Origin of the sequence: Martinezella lusitana (assembly GCF_014207095.1) — a bacterium.
GTDB lineage: Bacteria > Pseudomonadota > Alphaproteobacteria > Rhizobiales > Rhizobiaceae > Rhizobium > Rhizobium lusitanum_B.
The window spans coordinates 30003-49777 of record NZ_JACHBG010000003.1 but is presented as its reverse complement, the minus strand read 5'-3'; the positions used below and the strand labels follow the sequence as shown (position 1 = coordinate 49777).

At 58.7% G+C, this 19775-nt stretch carries 18 protein-coding genes; 13 read left to right on the top strand and 5 right to left on the bottom strand.

What is annotated here, in order from left to right:
• The first annotated feature begins 73 nt into the window (after positions 1 to 73).
• The 4 genes from GGD46_RS08365 to GGD46_RS08350 all read left to right on the top strand — a co-directional run bounded on the left by GGD46_RS08365 (position 74) and on the right by GGD46_RS08350 (position 2994).
• Positions 74 to 814 (top strand): response regulator, encoded by a 741-nt coding sequence (locus GGD46_RS08365; protein WP_184703289.1) that lies wholly within the window; start codon positions 74 to 76, stop codon positions 812 to 814.
• Entirely contained in the window at positions 811 to 2133 is a 1323-nt protein-coding gene (locus tag GGD46_RS08360; RefSeq protein WP_184703288.1) for a HAMP domain-containing sensor histidine kinase, read from the top strand. Before GGD46_RS08365 ends, GGD46_RS08360 begins: the two co-directional genes overlap by 4 nt.
• Positions 2134 to 2322: 189 nt before the next feature.
• On the top strand, positions 2323 to 2739 hold the full coding sequence (locus tag GGD46_RS08355; RefSeq protein ID WP_184703287.1) for an organic hydroperoxide resistance protein: 417 nt from the start codon (positions 2323 to 2325) through the stop codon (positions 2737 to 2739).
• Positions 2740 to 2850: 111 nt separating this feature from the next.
• Positions 2851 to 2994, top strand: a complete 144-nt coding sequence (locus tag GGD46_RS08350; protein WP_184703286.1) for a hypothetical protein — start codon at positions 2851 to 2853, stop codon at positions 2992 to 2994.
• A 1117-nt stretch (positions 2995 to 4111) separates the two neighbouring features.
• On the opposite strand, the gene GGD46_RS08345 is transcribed toward GGD46_RS08350, so the two are convergent.
• A complete protein-coding gene (locus GGD46_RS08345) occupies positions 4112 to 4342 on the bottom strand; it encodes a hypothetical protein (protein WP_184703285.1) in 231 nt (76 codons plus the stop codon).
• 205 nt (positions 4343 to 4547) lie between these two features.
• Here GGD46_RS08345 and minC point away from each other — a divergent pair, with 205 nt between their 5' ends.
• The 4 genes from minC (at position 4548) to GGD46_RS08325 (ending at position 7457) form a co-directional block, all read left to right on the top strand.
• Positions 4548 to 5279, top strand: coding sequence for a septum site-determining protein MinC (gene minC / locus GGD46_RS08340; RefSeq protein ID WP_184703284.1), 732 nt, complete (start codon positions 4548 to 4550; stop codon positions 5277 to 5279).
• A 29-nt stretch (positions 5280 to 5308) separates the two neighbouring features.
• Positions 5309 to 6124 carry a septum site-determining protein MinD gene (minD, locus tag GGD46_RS08335; RefSeq protein ID WP_184703283.1) on the top strand — a complete coding sequence of 272 codons (816 nt, stop codon included), beginning with the start codon at positions 5309 to 5311 and terminating at the stop codon, positions 6122 to 6124.
• The gene (gene minE, locus GGD46_RS08330) at positions 6121 to 6381 is read left to right on the top strand and encodes a cell division topological specificity factor MinE (protein ID WP_184703282.1); all 261 of its coding nucleotides are present in this window, start codon (positions 6121 to 6123) and stop codon (positions 6379 to 6381) included. The genes minD and minE overlap by 4 nt, the downstream gene beginning before the upstream one ends.
• Positions 6382 to 6686: 305 nt before the next feature.
• Entirely contained in the window at positions 6687 to 7457 is a 771-nt protein-coding gene (locus GGD46_RS08325) for a polysaccharide deacetylase family protein (RefSeq protein ID WP_184703281.1), read from the top strand.
• 68 nt (positions 7458 to 7525) lie between these two features.
• Here the strand turns inward: GGD46_RS08325 and GGD46_RS08320 are convergent, their stop codons facing one another.
• On the bottom strand, positions 7526 to 8128 hold the full coding sequence (locus tag GGD46_RS08320; RefSeq protein WP_184703280.1) for a TetR/AcrR family transcriptional regulator: 603 nt from the start codon (positions 8126 to 8128) through the stop codon (positions 7526 to 7528).
• Positions 8129 to 8240: 112 nt separating this feature from the next.
• Here GGD46_RS08320 and GGD46_RS08315 point away from each other — a divergent pair, with 112 nt between their 5' ends.
• The 3 genes from GGD46_RS08315 to GGD46_RS08305 all read left to right on the top strand — a co-directional run bounded on the left by GGD46_RS08315 (position 8241) and on the right by GGD46_RS08305 (position 12741).
• Positions 8241 to 8930, top strand: a complete 690-nt coding sequence (locus tag GGD46_RS08315; RefSeq protein WP_184703279.1) for a PspA/IM30 family protein — start codon at positions 8241 to 8243, stop codon at positions 8928 to 8930.
• A gap of 44 nt (positions 8931 to 8974) precedes the next feature.
• Positions 8975 to 9256: a YiaA/YiaB family inner membrane protein gene (locus tag GGD46_RS08310; protein WP_092845527.1), complete on the top strand. Its 282-nt coding sequence runs from the start codon at positions 8975 to 8977 to the stop codon at positions 9254 to 9256.
• Between the two features lie 89 nt (positions 9257 to 9345).
• Positions 9346 to 12741 carry an acyl-[ACP]--phospholipid O-acyltransferase gene (locus GGD46_RS08305; RefSeq protein WP_184703278.1) on the top strand — a complete coding sequence of 1132 codons (3396 nt, stop codon included), beginning with the start codon at positions 9346 to 9348 and terminating at the stop codon, positions 12739 to 12741.
• Positions 12742 to 12819: 78 nt separating this feature from the next.
• Here the strand turns inward: GGD46_RS08305 and GGD46_RS08300 are convergent, their stop codons facing one another.
• From GGD46_RS08300 to GGD46_RS08290, 3 genes are read right to left on the bottom strand one after another with little or no spacing between them, the layout of a single operon-like run.
• Positions 12820 to 13833 carry a sensor histidine kinase KdpD gene (locus tag GGD46_RS08300; RefSeq protein ID WP_184703277.1) on the bottom strand — a complete coding sequence of 338 codons (1014 nt, stop codon included), beginning with the start codon at positions 13831 to 13833 and terminating at the stop codon, positions 12820 to 12822.
• Positions 13833 to 14537, bottom strand: a complete 705-nt coding sequence (locus GGD46_RS08295; protein WP_184703276.1) for a response regulator transcription factor — start codon at positions 14535 to 14537, stop codon at positions 13833 to 13835. Before GGD46_RS08295 ends, GGD46_RS08300 begins: the two co-directional genes overlap by 1 nt.
• A 17-nt stretch (positions 14538 to 14554) precedes the next feature.
• Entirely contained in the window at positions 14555 to 16063 is a 1509-nt protein-coding gene (locus tag GGD46_RS08290) for a DUF4153 domain-containing protein (protein ID WP_184703275.1), read from the bottom strand.
• Positions 16064 to 16782: 719 nt separating this feature from the next.
• Here GGD46_RS08290 and GGD46_RS08285 point away from each other — a divergent pair.
• Together GGD46_RS08285 and GGD46_RS08280 are read left to right on the top strand one after the other, a co-directional pair.
• Positions 16783 to 18585, top strand: a complete 1803-nt coding sequence (locus GGD46_RS08285; RefSeq protein WP_184703274.1) for a diguanylate cyclase — start codon at positions 16783 to 16785, stop codon at positions 18583 to 18585.
• A gap of 109 nt (positions 18586 to 18694) precedes the next feature.
• Positions 18695 to 19771, top strand: coding sequence for a serine hydrolase domain-containing protein (locus GGD46_RS08280; RefSeq protein ID WP_184703273.1), 1077 nt, complete (start codon positions 18695 to 18697; stop codon positions 19769 to 19771).
• Positions 19772 to 19775 lie beyond the last annotated feature (4 nt).

The window sequence follows — 19775 nt, the reverse complement described above, 5'->3', positions numbered from 1 at the left end:
CCTTAGGCCGTTGTCGCGATATGTGAATGAATATTCGTAGGCTCTTGCTTACGATGCTGAATGGGAAATCAAGATGGAGCATGTCGACCATATCCTGATCGTGGATGATGATCGGGAAATCCGCGAGCTGGTGTCGAGCTATCTCAAAAAGAACGGTTTGAGGACGACGACGGCTGCCGATGGCCGACAGATGCGCAGTTTTCTCGAGGCCAATTCGGTCGATCTGATCGTACTGGACGTTATGATGCCCGGTGACGACGGCCTCGTGCTGTGTCGCGAGCTTCGTGCCGGAAAGCACAAGGCGACACCGGTCTTGATGCTGACGGCGCGCGACGATGAAATGGACCGCATTCTCGGCCTGGAAATGGGCGCGGATGATTATCTGGCCAAACCTTTTGCCGCTCGCGAGTTGCTTGCCCGCATCAAGGCGGTGCTCCGGCGAACCCGCATGCTACCACCCAACCTGCAGATCAGCGAAGCAGGCCAGTTGCTGGTCTTCGGCGATTGGCGGCTCGACACGGTCGGCCGTCACCTGCTCGACAAGGATGGAACGGAAATTGCGCTGAGTGGAGCCGAATACCGCCTGCTCCGTGTCTTCATCGACCACCCGCAGCGGGTGCTCAATCGCGATCAATTGCTGAACCTCACCCAGGGCCGTGACGCGGATCTCTTCGATCGCTCGATCGACCTGCTTGTCAGCCGCGTTCGCCAGCGCTTGGGCGACGATGCGCGCGAGCCGACCTATATCAAGACGGTTCGCAGCGAGGGATATGTATTCTCCGTCCCGGTCGAAATTGCAGAGCTGCGCCCATGAGCGCAACGACCCTATTGCATCGGAGCCTGTTGTGGCCCCGCACCTTGCGTTCGCGCATCTTTTTCGTCCTTTTGCTCGGACTTGCCATAGCTTACGGGCTTTCCTTCAGCGTCCTGTATCTGGAGCGCTATATGTCAGCAAAGGCGGTCATGCTCGGCACGCTGGAGAGCGACGTTGCGACCTCGATCGCCGTCCTCGACCGCCTGCCAGCCGGCGACAGGACAAACTTCATCGAATGGCTCAGTCGCGGCAACTACAACTTCGAATTGGGAACGGGTCTGCCAGGCGTGCCTGACACGTCTGCCCGCAGTGCCGAGATCGCCGCCAAGATCGAGGATGCAGTCGGCCATCGTTTCCCCATCCATGTGGAAGCGATACCCGGCCCGGTCCCACACCTGCAGGCGCATCTGAATTTGAGCGATGGCAGCCCGTTGACGATCGACATCATGCCGAAGGGCATCATGCCCATTGCCGACTGGTTGCCTTATGTCTTCGTCGTGCAGATGCTGGTGATCGTCCTGTGCACCTGGTTTGCGGTCCGGCTGGTGATCCGCCCGCTTGCCGATTTTGCCGCCGCGGCCGACGCGCTCGATCCCAACAAGAAGGGGCCACCGCTTGGTGATGGCGGGCCGAGCGAGGTGGCGCATGCCGCCAAGGCCTTCAACGCCATGCGTGACCGGATCGCCCATTATCTCGAAGAGCGCGTGCAGATTCTCGCCGCCATTTCCCATGATCTGCAAACGCCGATCACCCGCATGCGCTTGCGCGCCGACATTGCCGACGATTCTCCTGAAAAGACCAAGCTGCTTCAGGACTTGGGTGAGATCGAGCGTCTGGTGCAGGATGGGATCGCCTATGCGCGCAGCGCGCACAGCAACGGCGAGAAGAGCTCGCGCATCGATCTTGCCTCCTTCATCGAGAGCATCTGCTACGACTATCAGGACACGGGGAAATCCGTCGAGATTCTGGGCTTGATTCAGGGAACGGTTGCGACGAAGCCGCATGCGCTTCGCCGTATCCTCACCAACTTCATCGACAATGCCATCAAGTTTGCAGGCACAGCCGAAATCGCCGTGGAGCGCCGAGAGGCAGGCCAGGTTGCCGTAACTGTGCTGGATCGCGGGCCGGGTATTCCGCAAGATCAAATAGAGGCGGCCATGCAACCTTTCTTCCGGCTCGAACAGTCGCGTAACCGCAATACGGGCGGCACAGGGCTCGGGCTGGCGATTGCCCAGCAGCTGGCGCTGACGCTCGGCGGCTCCGTCAGGCTTTATAATCGCGACGGCGGCGGCCTTGCCGCCGAAATCGTGATTTCCTGATCGGCCTCTTCAAAAGATTTTCGGGCGATTTGTAAGCATTTGTATCCGGCTTGTTGGAGCCTACGTTTTGTAACACTTCCGGGGATTCCGGAAACATGTCGGATACGTCGATCCATCAAAAACAACTCCGTCAACGGACGTTGCCCCTCTCGACAACATAAGCCGGGCGACGCAACAAAGGAGTGTTCCATGACTAAGATCGACAAGGTTCTTTATACCGGCAGAACCCACACCATCGGCGGCCGCGACGGTTCGGCCCGCAGCGATGACGGCCAGCTCGAAGTCAAGCTTTCGCCTCCGGGCAGTGCACATGCCGGCACCAATCCCGAACAGCTCTTCGCTGCCGGCTGGTCGGCATGCTTCATCGGTGCCATGGGCCTTGCCGCCGGTAAGCGAAAGATCAAGCTTCCGGCTGACCTTGCCGTCGACGCCGAAGTCGATCTAGGCACCACGGAAGGCGCCTATTTCCTTCAGGCACGCCTCACCATCAGCATGCCCGGCATCGAGCCTGAACTCGCACGCACGCTGGTCGAAGAAGCTCACCAGACTTGCCCTTATTCGAAGGCGACTCGCGGCAACATCAATGTCGAACTGAAGCTCGCCTGAGAATCATCTCCAAAATGATGGTGCGCGCCGTTTGCCGAAGGCGCGGCGCGCAGAATCGTTAATTTTTCTGCATCGAATAGCCTGTGCCGCGTCTTGCCGTTGGAGGATCCCATGAGACCGATCATTCTTCTCTTTGTAGGGGCTGCGCTTTTTGCCGCTCCATGCGTCTACGACGCCAGTTCCAACGAGCCTTCGGCGCTTGCGGGCCTCGCCGTTTTGTGGGGCGATTCAAGCCCGAATGGAGCCTCGCGTTGACGAGTTTCTACTCGCCAAACATTGATTTTGCTACGTTTCGTTACCAGAACACTTGGCCGTTCGCTTTTCAGAAAATCGGTTCGCGGCCTCTATGGCAGCTCGGTCGTACACGCCCTCCGTTATGCGTTTGCTGTCGCCGGCTGCTTTCGCACGTCGTCTACCGAACGCGCGAAAAAAAGAGTACGAGGCAAACTGCGACGGCACGAAGCCCGTCGATGTCGGGGCGATGGAACCTCTCGGAAGGATACCTTGATCAAGGAAGCTGTGCAGCCATGCAAGAGGGGTCTTGGGTGTCTTTGAGGCGACCAGATCACGTTAAAGCTGAAAGCGTCTGCATCTTCAAGATACCTAACTTTCTTACCCACTGGCGCCCTTTGGGGTGCCTTTTCTATTCTCGCCCATTTGTTGAACAGCATCTTCCCGCAAGCCGGCGCCGGCCAAGCGTCGTGAGCGACGAGAATTCAGTTGGGAAAAATGGAAGTATAACTGATATTCATTAAGCGCCGCGTCAGCTTGAAATGCGAATACCGTGTTTCCTTGGGAGGGGAAATATTTAATGATATTCGATGACGTGCACGCGAAACTAGTAAAGCGTAGGAGAGTAGCGAAAGTTGCGCGTATTTTTATACTGATTTTGCTACCATTAATTGTTGCAATGGCGATTGTTAGCTTTTTTGTATTGGCATTGACCGTCTGGATTGACTAATTTTGGCAAAGCTTGAGCAAAGGCCGCGTCGGCGTCCCTTTGGTTTACACACGACATCGAATGATGCTGAAATTCGTCTCTAACTTGGGGCGATCGTTTGGCATTTTGATCAATTACAAGGCGCTCCTTGAGGGGCGCCTTTTTCATTGGAGTCTATAAATGCCAGACCTGTTTCCGCCAGCGCTGGCGAAAGTAGACGCTTGAAGGCCTCACGCCTTCGAAGCATCCGTGGAAAATCACTGATCGAGCTGGCGGAGACAAAGAAGCCCTGCCCCGAGTAAGAGGCAGAGCTCAAATGCCATCATGGCACTTCATGCGAAAATTCGATTGGGGGCGTCTTTCGCACGTAGGCGCCATACAATAGACGGCTGACGAAACCCTGAACGATTTGGAGTAGCACCCAACAAACGCCTAGCGTCGCTTCAGGCTGGAAAGCAAATCGTTGATCTTGGCAATCTGTGCCGCACCCAGCATCCGATTGTCCGCAAGAGCAGGAAGGGCGGCTGCCACTTCTTCCTCAGGCCATCCAACCGCAATGGCCTTGTCGGCCAGCTCGGCAAAGGCATCGCTCAATGCGACTTGGCATTCGAGGTTTCGGTCGGGATGACCATCTGAAACGGGCGGCGGCTTTATATCGCGCATGGCTAATGGTCTACGACACAAAGGTCCCCGTCGCCATCTCAATCATCTGCGTTGGGGCCTTTTAGAACGTTGCGGAACACTCTCGGCAACTAGCGGTAACGCATTTTAGCCAAGTTGCCGTTTTCCCATTAAGATTTGGCGCAGGCGCGTTAACGAGTTGTTAACCATATTGGCGGTACATGAGGTCAACGATTTATTTACATAGATGACCAAAGTGCTAACAGACGCTCGCTCGATCCGTATCAAGGGCCGCTCCTTTCTTGCGGTCATGCTTTCGCCAGATCTGCCGCTGGATCAGTGGCTGGTCAGGCTTGATGATCTCGCAGCCCGCTCGGCCGGCTTCTTTCTGGGACGACCGGTCGTGCTCGACATCACCGATCTGCCGATCGACAAGGCGCAGCTCAAGGAGCTGATTGCAGAGCTTTCGGCCCGCAATGTCAGCATCATGGGCATCGAGGGCGGTCGTCCGTCGATCGCCGGGCCAGGCATGCCGCCGATGTTGAAGGGTGGGCGTCCGGCAGCCGATTTCGAGGTCACCGAGGCGGAGCCTGTGGTGGAGCGTCGTAACAGCGAGCCGAAGGCGCCGCCTCCGGAAGTCCGGCCGGTTACACAGTCACTGATCATCCGTGAGCCTGTGCGTTCGGGCCAGTCGGTGATCTTTCCCGAGGGGGATGTTACCGTCATCGGTTCGGTGGCATCCGGTGCGGAGGTCATCGCCGGCGGCTCGGTCCACATCTATGGCGCCCTGCGCGGCCGCGCCATGGCCGGCTCGATCGGCAATGCCTCGGCGCGAATCTTTTGCCGTAAGCTCGAGGCCGAGCTGCTGGCGATCGACGGAATTTATAAAATGGCAGAAGACGTATCACCCAGCCTCAGGGGGCAGCCTGTCCAGCTCTGGCTGGATGGTGAAACGATCATGGCTGAAAAACTAATCTGAGCCGAAGCCGGCCAAAACAGGAGAGCGAGATGGGCAAGGTAATCGTCGTCACATCGGGCAAGGGCGGAGTTGGAAAGACAACTTCGACAGCCGCATTGGGGGCGGCTCTGGCACAGAGAAATGAGAAAGTCGTCGTTGTCGATTTCGACGTCGGTCTGCGTAATCTCGATCTGGTCATGGGTGCGGAACGCCGCGTCGTTTACGACCTCGTCAACGTCATTCACGGCGATGCGAAGCTGCCGCAGGCGCTGATCCGCGACAAGCGGCTGGAGACGCTCTTCCTCCTGCCAGCCTCGCAGACGCGCGACAAGGACAATCTCACCCCCGAGGGTGTCGAGCGCGTCATCAACGAGCTCAAGAACTATTTCGACTGGGTCATCTGCGACAGCCCCGCCGGTATCGAGCGCGGCGCAACGCTTGCGATGCGCCACGCCGACGTTGCCGTCGTCGTTACCAATCCGGAAGTCTCCTCGGTGCGCGATTCCGATCGCATCATCGGCCTGCTCGATTCGAAGACGTTGAAGGCTGAGCGCGGCGAGCGCATGGAAAAGCATCTTCTGCTGACCCGCTTCGATGCCGGCCGCGCCGAGCGTGGCGACATGCTGAAGGTCGATGACGTACTAGAGATCCTCTCCATTCCGCTGCTCGGTATCATTCCGGAAAGCACGGACGTCCTGCGCGCCTCCAACCTCGGCTCGCCGGTCACGCTTGCCGACGCACGCTGCGCGCCGTCGGTTGCCTATTTCGAAGCCGCACGCCGTCTCGCCGGCGAGCAACTGCCGGTTACTATCCCCGGCGAGAAGCGGGGCATCTTCGGCAAGATCTTCGCAAGGAGGGCCGCATGAGCATTTTCGGACTGTTTCGCAAGCATAGATCTGCACCGATGGCGCGCGAGCGTCTGCAGATCCTTCTTGCCCACGAACGAGCCTCCGTGGGTTCGGATCTCGTATCCGTGCTGAGAGAGGAAATCCTCGCCGTCATCGCCAAGCATGTGCAGGTCGACCGCGACAAGGTGCAGGTGAAGATGGATCGCGACAAGGACGTCTCGATGCTGGAGATCGATGTTGAAATCCCGCGCGATGCGGCTTTGAAGGCCGCCTGACGGGATCACGGCATCATCCGGCAGCGTGCCGGATGCCACATGGTCTTTTCATGTGCAGACATTCAAAAATTTTGTGAATCGCCCTTGCAAAATAGGCGATTCACGCTTATCTCACCGACATCACCTGTATCGATGGCCTGCCGCGCTGACATTTCTGTGTCGAGCCGGTGTTCGCTGTCCGGGTAAAGAAGCAAGGGCGCTCCCCAGAAATGGGTCGAGCGCCCTTTGCTTTTTCAAGCGCTTTTCTTGTCCGGGGCGATGTGCCAGTTTGCGGGAATCATTTGAGGAACACCGGGCTTATACAGATGAATCGTCTATGGAATGCGCTGTTCGGATCGGCGCTTGCGGGCGCGATGCTTGCTGCATGCGCTGTCGGCGCTTCGGCGGCAGATAGGACGATCTTTCTGACGTTTGATGACGGCCCCTTGCCGGGCACGAAAAACGTCCTTTCCGTGTTGAGCCAGGAGAATGTTCCCGCCGCTATGTTCATGGTCGGCTTGCATGTCGAGACCATCCCCAATGGTCAGGACTTGCTGGCCGAAGCCAAGTCGATGTCGCTGGTGACGGTCGGGAACCATAGTTACAATCACGCCAACAATCGCTACAGGCGATTCTATGCCAACACCAAAGCTGTCGTCGCCGATATGCTGCATGCTAATCAGGTTCTCGGCCTGACGCCGATCGTGCATGCGCGGTTGCCTGGCAGGGATGTCTTTCGGCTTCCGACAGTGTCGAGAGAAGACCTCTCCATCAATGTCGCGCAGTGGGAGCGCGAGTGGCTGGACTACGAACTCGTCGCCGAGGCCGGCTTCTATCTCTATGGCTGGGATTTCGAATGGGTGCATAGCGACGACGGCAAGCCGGTGCAATCGGTGGACCGTCTGGTGAGCGAGATCGATCATTTGTTTCAGTATGGTCGCTTTGCCCAACCCGGCAAGATGATCCTGCTCATGCATGACGAGATGTTTCAGGATCAGTTCGATGGGCAGGGGAAGCTGCAATCTCTCATCCAGAAACTGAAGCAGCGCGGTTATGCGTTCGGCGATATCCGAAGCTATGCGCCGTCAAATCCCTGACTATTCCAACCTGCTGTTTCCTCACGCATTACGGAAGAAAGTCACTCCGCACCTTTCCCGGAATTGCTCTAGCGCGCGGCAGCACCTGCCGCGACGGTGACGATGAAATCGTCGAGTTCCTGTTCCAGGCTTTCAATCGGGAGGCCGACGAAGCGCCCTTCGAGGCTGATGCTGACGATCCCGTGCACCGCTCCGAACAGGGTTCTTGCGCGAATGGCGCGCGCCGTCTCGGACATATCGGGCTGCAGCTCGGCCAGCGGTTCGGCGATCACGCCCATGAGGAACATGTGTTCTTCGAGATGCCATTCCGGGCTCGGGCGACCGGCCGGCGGCTGATGGTCGAAGAGCGATTTCCATAGATTGCGATGACTGACCGCGAAATGCAGGTAGCCGCGCGCGAGATTGCGCAGCCTGTCCGTCGGCGTGCGATCCTTGGCCTCCGCCAGGGCAAGAGACGCCTCGAGAACCTTCAGGGTTGCTGAGTTGACGTGAATGACAAGGTCGTCGAGATCCGTAAAGACTGTATAGAGACCCCCAAGCGAGCAGCCCACATCCTGGGTGACATCGCGTGCCCGCAGATTGGCGAGGCCATCGGATATGATGCGATTGCGTGCCGCCTCGATCAGCCGGAGCTTCAGGTCCTCACGTTTTTCCTGTGTTTTTCTAGCCATCGCGCATTCCAATCTACTTTTTTTGAACGTTGTTCAAAATAATTCTTGAACAACGTTCACGGTTCTGCCATACATCGTTTCGTGAACATCGTTCATAAACGGGAGACGACAAATGTTCAATTCAATTCTGACGCTGATCCGCGGTAGAGCCCATGAGGCGGAGCAGGCGTTCATCGATCGCAATGCCGTGCCTCTGCTTGCGCAGCAGATCCGCGACGCAGCCCTCGGCATTCAGTCGGCAGGGCGTGCAGTGGCAATCGCCGTTGCTCAGAATGAGCAGGAAAAGAGCCATTACTCAGCCATCCTCAGCCGCATTGCCGATCTTGAAACGCGCGCAGTTGCCGCGCTTCAGAAGGGAAGCGATGAGCTTGCCCGTGAAGCGGCGGAGGCGATCGCACAGCTCGAAGCCGAGCGTGATGCTTCCGAAAAAGCGCAGACGCAATTCACCCAGACGATCGGCAGGTTGAAGGCAACGGTTCGCGCATCGGAAACGCGACTGCAAGAATTGCAGCGCGGCGAACGTTTGGCGCGGGCAACCCAGCAAACACAGAAGTTGAGCGTTGCCTGCGACGACAATTCGGGCCTTGCGAGCCTGGACGAAGCCGAGGAGACGCTTGCTCGCCTTCAAGCCTACCAGAACCGTTGCGAAGTCGCCGCCTCCGTCATGAAGGAAATGGACGCCGCAAGCCGGCAGGCAAGCATTATCGAAAAGCTTGCCAATGCAGGCTTTGGCGCACCGCTCGGTCCGTCAGCTGACGACGTACTGACCCGCCTTCGCCAGCGCATGAATTCCGTAGCCTGAAACCGAACACATCGAACATATCAGATCATTGAGAGGGTAAGATCATGAACGACAGCTTCCAGAAACATTCCCAGGCTTGGGTCAGCTTTTCCTATATTTCCTTCGCCGCCGCCGCATTCATGCTGTTTGTCGGTCTCTATATGATGCCGATCGACCTTTGGGGCAAAGGCTATCTCGCCATGGGTATCCTGATGCTGGTGCAGACGACCGTCAATGTTACCAAGACGGTTCGAGACAATTCCGAGGCCGACAAGCTGATCCGCAAGGTGGAGGATGCCCGCACGGAGAAGCTCCTGGTTAAATTCAATCGTGACGGTCAGGACTAAACTTTATTAACTGCGCCACAGGGTTGTATCTGCGCTCAACCTTTGCGTAACAACTCTGTGGCGTCTTGTTGGCAAACGAGGGGTACGCCATGCAAAAGCACCTGATGAGATCGAGGAAGTTCGCGCCGCTGTTCTGGACGCAGTTCCTTACCGCCTTCAACGATAATTTCCTCAAGCAGACATTGGTTTTCGTCATTCTCGCGCAGATGGCGACCGAAGGCGCGGCACTGGTAACGCTTGCCGGCGGTATCTTCATCGTGCCGTTCCTGCTGCTCTCGGCGATCGCCGGCGAGCTTGCCGACAAATACGACAAGGCCAAGCTGGCGGAACTCTTGAAGCGCTGCGAACTTGGAGTAGCCGCGATTTCCGTCGTCGGCATCGCCTTCTCTTCCATCTGGATCCTGATGCTGGCGCTCTTCGGCTTCGGCGTCATTTCCTCGCTCTTCGGACCGATCAAATACGGTATCCTGCCGGATCATCTGGCGAACCGTGATCTCCCCAAGGCCAATGCCTGGATCGAGGGCGGCACCTTCATCGCCATCTTGACCGGTACCATGGTCGCCGCAGTCGCCTTCCGTGAGGGCGAGAATGTCTGGATCTTCGGACCGATGATGATGGGGCTTTCCGTCCTCTGCTGGTTTGCAGCCCGCATGATCCCTTCGACCGGCTCCAAGGCGCCCGATCTCGCCATCGACACCAATGTCGTGCGTTCCAGCTACAGGCTGGTCAACGAGCTGCGTGCCGACAGCCGCATCTGGCGTGCCTCGCTGATGAACTGCTGGTTCTGGTTCGTCGGCGCCTTCATCATGTCGATGCTGCCGGTCATGGTCACCGATATTCTCGGCGGCTCGGAAATCGTCGTTCCCGCCTATCTGGCGATCTTCGCCATTTCAGTCGCCATCGGCTCGGCCATCGCCGGATGGATGGCGGCCGGCCGCATTGTGCTCTTGCCAGCTCCTGTAGGAATGCTGATCGTCGCGCTCTTCGGCGTCGATCTCGCCTGGAACCTGTGGGGGTTGCAGTCGACGAGCCATGCCGAGACTATTCTCGGCTTCTTCGCTGGGCCGAAGACCGTCCGCGTCGCCATTGATCTCGCCGGCATGGCGATCGGCGGTGCTTTCCTCGCCGTCCCGACCTTCTCGGCCATGCAGAGCTGGGCGAATGAGGATCGCCGCGCCCGCGTCATCGGAGCATCGAATGTCCTGTCGGCTTTCTTCATCGCGGTGGGTCTGGCACTTGTGGCCGTCCTGCAGGCCGTCGGTCTATCGATCCCGGTCATCATTCTCAGTATCTCCGCGTTCAATGTTGCGATTGCCTGGCTCATGCTGGAGATGCTGCCGACCAATGCCTTCCGCGATCTCATCTCCATCATCTTCCGCGCCTTCATGCGATTGGAAGTGGAAGGCCTGGAAAACATCCGCAAGGCAGGTCCCGCGCCGATCATCGCGCTCAACCATGTGAGCCTACTCGACGGCGCCCTGGCACTCGCCATCACCGAGGAGGAACCCGTCTTTGCGATCGACTATTCCTTCGCCAAGAAATGGTGGGTGCGGCCGCTGCTGAAGAAGTGCAAGTTCCTGCCACTCGACCCGACGAAGCCGATGGCGACGCGCTCGCTGATCAAGGTCATCCAGGACGGCAGCCCGGTCGGTATCTTCCCAGAGGGTCGATTGACGGTGACGGGCACGCTGATGAAGGTCTATGACGGTGCCGCGATGGTGGCCGATAAGACGGGAACGATGATCGTACCGGTGCGTATCGACGGCTTGGAAAAGAGCTACGCCTCCTATCTGACATCGAGCCATGTCCGCCGCCGCCTCTTTCCCAAGGTTAAGGTGACGATTCTCGAGCCCGTCAAGCTCGAGGTTCCGGCCGAGCTCAAGGGTCGCAAGCGGCGCATCGCCGCCGGTGCCGCGCTCTATCAGATCATGTCGGCGCTGATGTTCCGCACTGCCGACACCGACAACACGGTCCTCGGCCGCGTTATCGAAAGCGCCCACGAATATGGCGGCAAGAAGCTTGCCGTCGAGGATCCGATTGCCGGCAAGCTGTCCTACGCCAAGCTTCTGACCGGCGCTGCGGTGCTCGGTGCGAAGTTCCGGAAAATGTTCCTGAAGGAAAAGGCGCTCGGCGTCATGCTGCCGAACGCCAACGGCACAGCCGCAACCGTCCTCGGTGTCATGTCGGCGGGCAAGGTTCCGGCCATGCTGAACGTCACGGCCGGTGCTGCCAATATCCTGTCTGCCTGCCGGACGGCGGAGGTAAAGCACGTCCTGTCTTCGCGCGCCTTCATAACGCAGGCAAAGCTTGGCCCGGTGGTCGAAGAACTCGAAAAGCAGGTGACGTTCGTCTGGCTGGATGAGCTGCGCACGCAAGTCACCTTCCTCGACAAGATCATCGGTCTCCTGCGCAAGTATCGGCCGCTGGTCAAGCGCAATGCCGATGACCCGGCCGTCATCCTCTTCACCTCCGGTTCGGAGGGGGCGCCGAAAGGCGTGGTGCTGAGCCACCGCAATATCCTGTCGAATGCGGCCCAGGCCGCTTCGCGCATTGACTTCCACCCCGGCGACAAGGTGTTCAACATCCTGCCGATGTTCCACTCCTTCGGCCTGACGGCGGGTACGATCCTGCCGCTGGTTTCGGGTGTCCCGATCTTCTTCTATCCGTCGCCGCTGCATTATCGCATCGTGCCGGAGCTGATCTACGTCTCGAACGCCACCATCGTTTTCGGCACGGATACGTTCCTGAACGGCTATGCGCGCAGCGCCCATCCCTACGATCTGAGATCGATCCGCTACATCTTCTCGGGCGCCGAGCCGGTAAAGGCATCGACCCGTGAGGTCTATATGGAGAAGTTCGGCCTGCGTATCCTCGAAGGCTACGGCGTGACCGAAGCGGCTCCGGTGATCTCGCTGAACACGCCGATGTACAATCGCTCCGGAACGGTCGGGAAGATCATGCCGGGCATGGAGTGGAAGCTCGAGCCGGTTCCGGGTATCGACGAAGGCGGCCGTCTTTTCATCCGCGGCGCCAACGTCATGGCCGGCTACCTGCGTGCCGACAATCCCGGCGTCCTCGAACCGCTGCCGGAAGGCTGGCACGATACCGGCGACATCGTTGCCATCGATGAGGATGGCTTCGTCAAGATCCGTGGCCGTGCCAAACGGTTTGCCAAGATCGGCGGCGAAATGGTGTCGCTTGCAGCGGTGGAAACGCTGGCCGCGCAGCTATGGCCGGGTGCGCTCAGCGTCGTCTCCTCGGTGCCCGACGCCAAGAAGGGGGAACGCCTCATCCTCCTGACCGATGCGCCGAATGCGACGCGAAGCGATTTTCTCGCCTTCGCCAAGTCGAAGGGGGCCACGGAAATGATGGTCCCGGCCGAAGTGACGATCGGCAAGGTGCCGGTCCTAGGCTCGGGCAAGGTCGATTTCGCGACGGCCCGCGCCATGGCTCTGGAGGCACAAGCGCAGTCACAGGCGGCGTAAGCCTCATGACCTAGCAGAAGGGGCCGGTCGGTAGTTCAAGCCACCGACCGGCCCTTGCCGTTAAGGCTTGACCCCAAGTTAGGAGGCCAGCGGCAGGGTAATCTGAAAAATCGTGCCGTCCTGGCTGCTGTCCAGCAGCTCAATGCTGCCGCCATGCGAAGCGAGCATGGCCCGGACGATGCCAAGGCCCATGCCGGTGCCGCCATCCTCGCGCCGAGTCGAGAAAAAGGGTTCGAAGATGCGTTCGCGATTGCCATCGGCAATGCCGCGACCATTGTCGCGAATTCGAACCGTCATTCTGCGTCCATCACCGCTCGCGTCTATCACAAAACTGTCGGCGCCGTTTTGAAAGGCATTCTCCGCCAGATTGGCGAAAATAATTCCTGCCGCCTCGCCGGGGAGCGCCAGCCTCTCTTCGCCGCATTCGTCATCGCTGATGGCCAGCTGGCGAAATTGCATTTTGAGTTGGACGACGATGTCATTGACGCTGCTGGACCCCTGTTCGGAAGGCAGTTCGGCTTTCGCCAGGTCCCGGAGACGCGACAGCAGCGTATCCAGCCGCTCTGCATCGGCGATGATATTGGCAAGAAAGCGATTGCGCTGCTCCTGGCTCATTGGGTTGTCCTCATCATCGTCGCGCAGCAACTCCGCTGCGCCTTTGATTGAGGTGAGGGGGGATTTCAGTTCATGCGAGACATGTGCCGCGAAGGTGCGGACATGATCGGAATGATCGACCAGCTTGCCGGCAAGGTCGAGAAAACTCTGTGACAGCGTCGCGACTTCCCGCGTGCCGTAATTGTCGAGCGGCCGGATCGCCGCCCGGCCGCCTCGGGCGATTTCGTCGGTTCTGGTGATCAGAGCATTGATCGGCACCGTCAGCGTGCGCGTCAGCACGTAGGCGACTGCGAGTGTGAGAATCAGAACGACGGCAAGTGTGGCGATTTCAGCAGGTGCCATCGCGCCGGAAGCGGCCCGCACTGCACGAAACCAGACGACGGTCAGGACTGGCAGTGTCATCACGGTGAGAAGCACCGCATAGACGATAAGGTAAAGCGGCGGCCGCCACTTAGTCTTCACCCGTGGCGGGCGCATCACGCGCTTCCTTTCGTATTTGAGGTCAGCTTGAAGCCGATACCATGCACCGTAGCGATGATGCCCTGGCCGCCGGCGGCCGAAAGCTTGGCGCGAATATTGCGGATATGGCTATCAATGGTGCGGTCCGCGACCTGCATGTCGGCACCATAGGCCGCCTCCATCAACTGATCGCGGCTGAAAACGATCTCGGCGCGCGACAGAAGCGTGTCGAGGATCGCAAATTCGAGTGCGGTCAAGGTAAGCGGCATATCGGCGAAACTTGCGGTGCGGCTGCCTCGGTGAAGTCGCAGCGATCCCACGGAGACAGAACCGGTGCTTATATGAGGCTCCGAACCGTAGCCGCTGCGTTTCAGGATGGTCTTGACCCGCGCGACCAGTTCGCGCGGGCTGAATGGCTTGGTGACGTAGTCGTCGCCGCCGATTTCGAGACCCAGGATCCGATCGATTTCCTCGTCGCGCGCCGACAGGAACAGGATTGGAAGATCGGATGTCTTGCGAATGCGTCGGCAGACCTCTAGCCCATCCATGTCAGGCATGCCGATATCGAGCACGATCAGATCGAGGCCTCCGCGATGAAAGGCCATCATGGCCTCCGTGCCGTTGCGGGCCGTCGTCGTTGCCATGCCGGCGCGATCGAGCGCGAAGCAGATCACGTCACGAATATTGGGTTCGTCGTCGACGACGAGGATGCGCTGGGCCATGCGATAGAGGTCCTAGTTTACCCGTCCGTTTTCTTCGTTTCGGCTTCATCTTGCAAGAGTTGCATCTTATTGAGGTAGGCATCGAGGCGCTCGACCCGATATGTCCAGCTTCGCCAGTCATGTGAGTGTTCGAAATGGCGCCAGACAAGCTCTTCGCGTATCCTACGGACGGTTGTGTCAGCAGGCAGCGATACCAGGTAGGTATCGAGGGCAGGTATGCTCGCCGGGCCGAGCGCCGCGAGATAGTTGGCGTCGAGAGGGATGCCTGAACCCGATATCTCGCGGCTGTGGGCGACATTGAAGCGGGCGATGAACGCAGGGAGATCGATCAGTGCGGCGGCATAGAGCGTGATCACCAGCGCCGCTGAAGTGAACGCGATCAGCCATTCATTGGAGCGACGCAGCAGAATACGCAGGAGGATAAGGAAGAGGCCGACTGCTACAAGCCCCATCCAAATGCCGGCGGCAACGCGCAGCTCTGTCAGCGAATAGACTTCGACATAAAGATCGAGTCGCAGAATGGAGGAGAGGCACAGCATTATGTTTTGTGCGATCCACAGATGTACGAGGCCGCGCAGGAGCGCGCTCTTGTCGCCCGGTCCGTTCCGGCGCATCGCCACGAGCACGAAGGCTGCTGCGAGAAGCGCGGTTATCATCAGCGGATAGGCGCCGCGATGGGTATATTCGGCGTGGCTTATGCCATCAGGCAGGTTTGCCCCTCCCCAAAGATAGGCAAGATCGAGCAGTGTCTCTACGGCAAACAATGCGTTGAAGACGACGAGCGAGCGTAGCAGTGCCGCACGACCAAAAACTCCCTCCTCGAGTGCGGGGAAATTGGCCGCAATCTTGTTGCGGCGGGTAGGAAGCCGCTTCAGGCGCGGGCGAAGCAAAAGGGATAGAAATGCAGCGACGAGGAGCCAGAAGCCGACGCGCCAGACACTGAACAACTGCGATAGGAAAGTGAGGTCGATGCTGCGCAGCGTCTTGTCGATCAGAGGATTGGCCATGGCAAAGAGAGCGAGGAAACCGGCGGCAAAACCCAGCGGCACGATCCAGCCGCGCAGATGATGCCAGACAGTTTGCGACGACGGCTTCTGCGATCTTTGCAACCAACGATAGCTCGAATGCCGAAAGGGTCGCATCGATGCCTCCAGAAAGAGGCGGAGCAGGCCGAGCGGTAGATGACTCCACTGTCTAGGAATAAGCCCGGCGGTACCGAGCGACACGCAGGAAAGGCCGAGCAGGCTGACAGCAATACCCATCCAGGATGCGGTTTCGACAAGCGGCACCGACAAGATGAGGCTGAACGAGACAAACGCCAAAATTCTTGGAATGGACAATCGCCTGCGAGAGCATATCAGAAGACCGACGGTGACGAGATTGGTGAAAAGGAAGAGGTTGAGGCCCGGGTCCCGATCGAAAAGCAGGATATCGGCCAGTATGATGAGAAGGATCAGTAAGAGAGGTTTGCGATTGGAGTTGCTTGCGGGTTTCGTCGAAAAAGTGGGCGCATCCGAGAGGCGCATCAGCATCGGCTCCGTGTTGTTCTTTCGGCGGCGACAAAGGGGATGATTTGAGCTTCCCGAGCGGGTAGCTCAGTTTGAAGGGTGTGATCGTCTACCAGCCACCAGCCTTCCCGGAGAAGACTGGTAGGCAGGCGGACGGGCAGGGTGGAGATTTCTTCGGGCGCTTTGTTCATGCCGCCATGGTGGCGCGCGTCTTTGCAGAAAACGTGCAGGCAGCGAGGAGCAATTCAGGAAATTGCACGCAGCGTTGAAGTTGTGTTGGTAGCATCGCCTGTGCCACCAGCAATATGGACAATAATTGCGGAGGACGAATTCAATCATGGCGGAGATTGATTTCGGACCTGCGAGGGCGGTGCCTCGAAATGGGGCAGTCACTTGTGGAAGTTAAGTTCGCATTTGCCAATTTGCGGTCCACTTCTGGATTGCCGGTCTGAAAATCGATTTGTTGACCGCGCTGTCGTACGCACCCCTGACGACAGCCGGGAGTCCCGGAGCCAGCCATCGGCCGGAGCCGGGATTCTCGTCAGTAGGACACAATGACGATGCCAGGGTGCAGCGCATGGCGACCGGTCGGCATAAGAAGAGTTGTTTCAAATTGCCCTAATGGCTCTCCCATATGGCTCAATTGCCTTTATCCTTAGAAATGGATGTCTTAACTGGGGGATCAGCAAAGCAGGCGATTGAGGCATCCAAGAGCCAGTCGCAGAGGAAGTCGGCAGATGAGAATTACGACAATTACGAATTGGGCCTACGGCATTACCGTCGTCCTGACCGTGCTGTCCGCTGTGGCTTTCATCCTGTCAGCTCGAAGCGCAACGCAGGAGCGACAGGCGGTCGAGCAGCACCTTTTGCTAAGCAGCATGGGTGAAGAGCTAGCGCTTGGCGCGGAAGAGACCACGGATGAAGCGCGCCTCTATGTCATGCGTGGCGAGACGCGGCATCTCGACGCCTTCACCGTCGATGAGGGCGAAGAGCGCCGGCGCGATGCCGCAATTAACAAGCTGCGTGGCCTTGGCATTCCCGATGGCGAGTTGCTGATCGTCGAAGAGGCTGTGGGCGACGCTGAGGCCCTGGACAAAATTGAAGAAGCGGCGGTTGCGACCTATCGCGGCGGTAATCAGGCGAGTGCACGCGACATGCTGTTCGGCCCGGAGCATGAGCGTCTTCAGACGGCGCTCCTCAACGATGTCAGTCAGTTCCGTTCCTTGGCGACGGCGCGCACCGAGGCCGCGGTCCACAGCGCTCAGGCGCGCAGTAACTTTTGGGGTAATGCGGCCAAGATCATGCTTGCCTTGACGGCGGTGATATTTCTCGGCGTGCTTTATTTCATTCTTCGGCGCAGGGTTGCGCTGCCTCTGGTCCAGATGACGGGTGTCGTCAATCGGCTGGCGCGGCAAGACTATGCCGTCGAGCTTCCCACCGAACGCCGGCGCGACGAGATCGGCGAGATGAACGATGCGATCCAGATTTTCCGGGAGAATGGTCTCGAACGAAACAGGCTGGACGCCGAGCGGAAACGTGATCTGCAGACAAAGGACCTCATCCTGCAGATGATGCACCGCCTGCAGGCCTGCTACGCTCAGAATGAGCTGACGGAGGTCGTGGCGCTGTTCGTGCCGCAGATCTTTCCGGGTATTGCCGGCTGCCTCTATACGATGAACGAAAGCAAGTCGGCGCTGATCGAGGTTAGCCGATGGCTGGACCCGATACACACGCAGCCCTCGTTCCCGGCGACAGCCTGCTGGGGGCTGCGCCGCGGACGCCCGCATGTGAGCCATGTTGCCGACAATGATATCGCCTGCCAGCATCTGGACGAGTCCGGAGTGCCTGGTCTCTGTGTTCCCTTGACCGCGCTTGGCGAGGCGATCGGGCTTCTCTATTTCGAAGATCGGACGAAGGATGCGACGGCCGTTGATGCGCCGCAGCTCTATCTTGAGCTGATTGCCGAAAATATCGGCCTCGCCATCGCCAATCTGCAGTTGCGCGACAAGCTTGTAAATCTTGCCGTGCGCGACGCGCTGACCGGCCTGTTCAATCGGCGCTCCCTGGATGAAACCCTGAACAATCTTCACAGGGATCAGTCTGCGCGAACGGTCGTCTGCATGATGATCGACATCGACCACTTCAAGCGCTTCAACGACGAGTTCGGTCATGACGCCGGTGATGAGGTTTTGCGTCATGTCGCGCAGATCGTTTCCGACACCGTCGGCGATGTCGGCACGGTCTATCGGTTCGGCGGCGAGGAACTCACGGTCATTGCGACCGACATTGCGGATGAAAGGGGCTTCGATATTGCCGAGAAGCTCCGCACAAGTGTCTTCACGACGCCCTTCTCCTATCGTGGCCGCATCGTCGGTCCGCTTTCGATCTCCGTCGGCGTCGCCTCATCTCCGGTTTCGGGGCCGACGACGACACTGATCAATCGCGCCGACGGCGCCCTGCTACAGGCGAAGCTGAGCGGTCGCAACAAAACGGTGGCTGCCTTTGCCATGGCGGCCGAGGGAGAGTTGAAACGGGGATAGGGCCGGTTTGCCGAGCTGCGATTGACTGCAGAAACCGGTTTTGTTGCCTTGCTGAATGCGCGCTTCGATTGTAGGCTGAGGGAGGGTCGCATGGTGGAGGCGCGAATTCATGGCCGGAATACAGGGTAGTTCACGTTCAGCGCTAGATAGCGAAACCTTGCAGGCCTTGGGCTTCGATCCCGCGCTTGGGCGCAAGTTTGCGGCTGGTATCGAAGCTGGCCTGTTGCGTGATTTGCACGTGGTGGTAGCCGCCCGTTCCGGGCAGACATTCTTGGAATATTACGGCACTGGCCCTGATGAAAATTGGGGGACCTCTCTCGGGGACGTGGCCTTTGACGCCGATACGCTGCACGATCTTCGCTCCGTGACGAAGAGTGTCACCGGCCTGCTTTACGGCATAGCCTTGGACAGGGGATTGGTCCCTTCCCTGGATGCCTCGCTTTATGAGCAGTTTCCGGAATATGGCGATCTGGCCAAGGATCCCGCACGTGCGGGGATTACCATCAACCATGCGCTGACGATGACGCTCGGGATGGAGTGGGATGAGAATCGCCCTTACTACGACCCGCTAAACAGCGAAATTGCGATGGAGAACGCACCGGATCGCTACCGTTTCGTTCTTGAGCGCCCAATCATCGCAGAGCCTGGGACACGCTGGATTTACTCCGGCGGCAGCGTTGCTCTGATCGGCGCCATTATCGAGAGGGGCACCGGCAAGCGATTGCCAGACTTCGCGCAAGAGGTTCTTTTCGCGCCGCTCGATATTGCGAAATTTCACTGGTCGGCCGGACATGACGGGGTCGCGTCGGCGGCATCCGGATTGCGCCTGACCGCTCCCGATCTGCTGAAGATCGGCACACTTTTTGTCCAGAAGGGTGCCTGGAACGGCCAGAGAATTGTCTCGGAAGATTGGGTCGCGCAATCGCTCGCGCCGGCAATATTATCGACCGAGGATGGTTTGGGCTACGGAAGGCTATGGTTCTCCGGGGATGCTCCGGCGCCAGCATTTGCTGATCCGCGTCCCTGGTATGCAGGTTTCGGAAATGGCGGACAGAGGCTCTGGCTGATGCCCGATGCCGGGATCGCCGCGGTCATCTACTCCGGCAAGTATAATTTCTGGGATGCCTGGATTACGCCGACGCGGGTCTGGCGGGAGATCATCCTTGCCAACTTCCTGGAGGCTTAAAGGA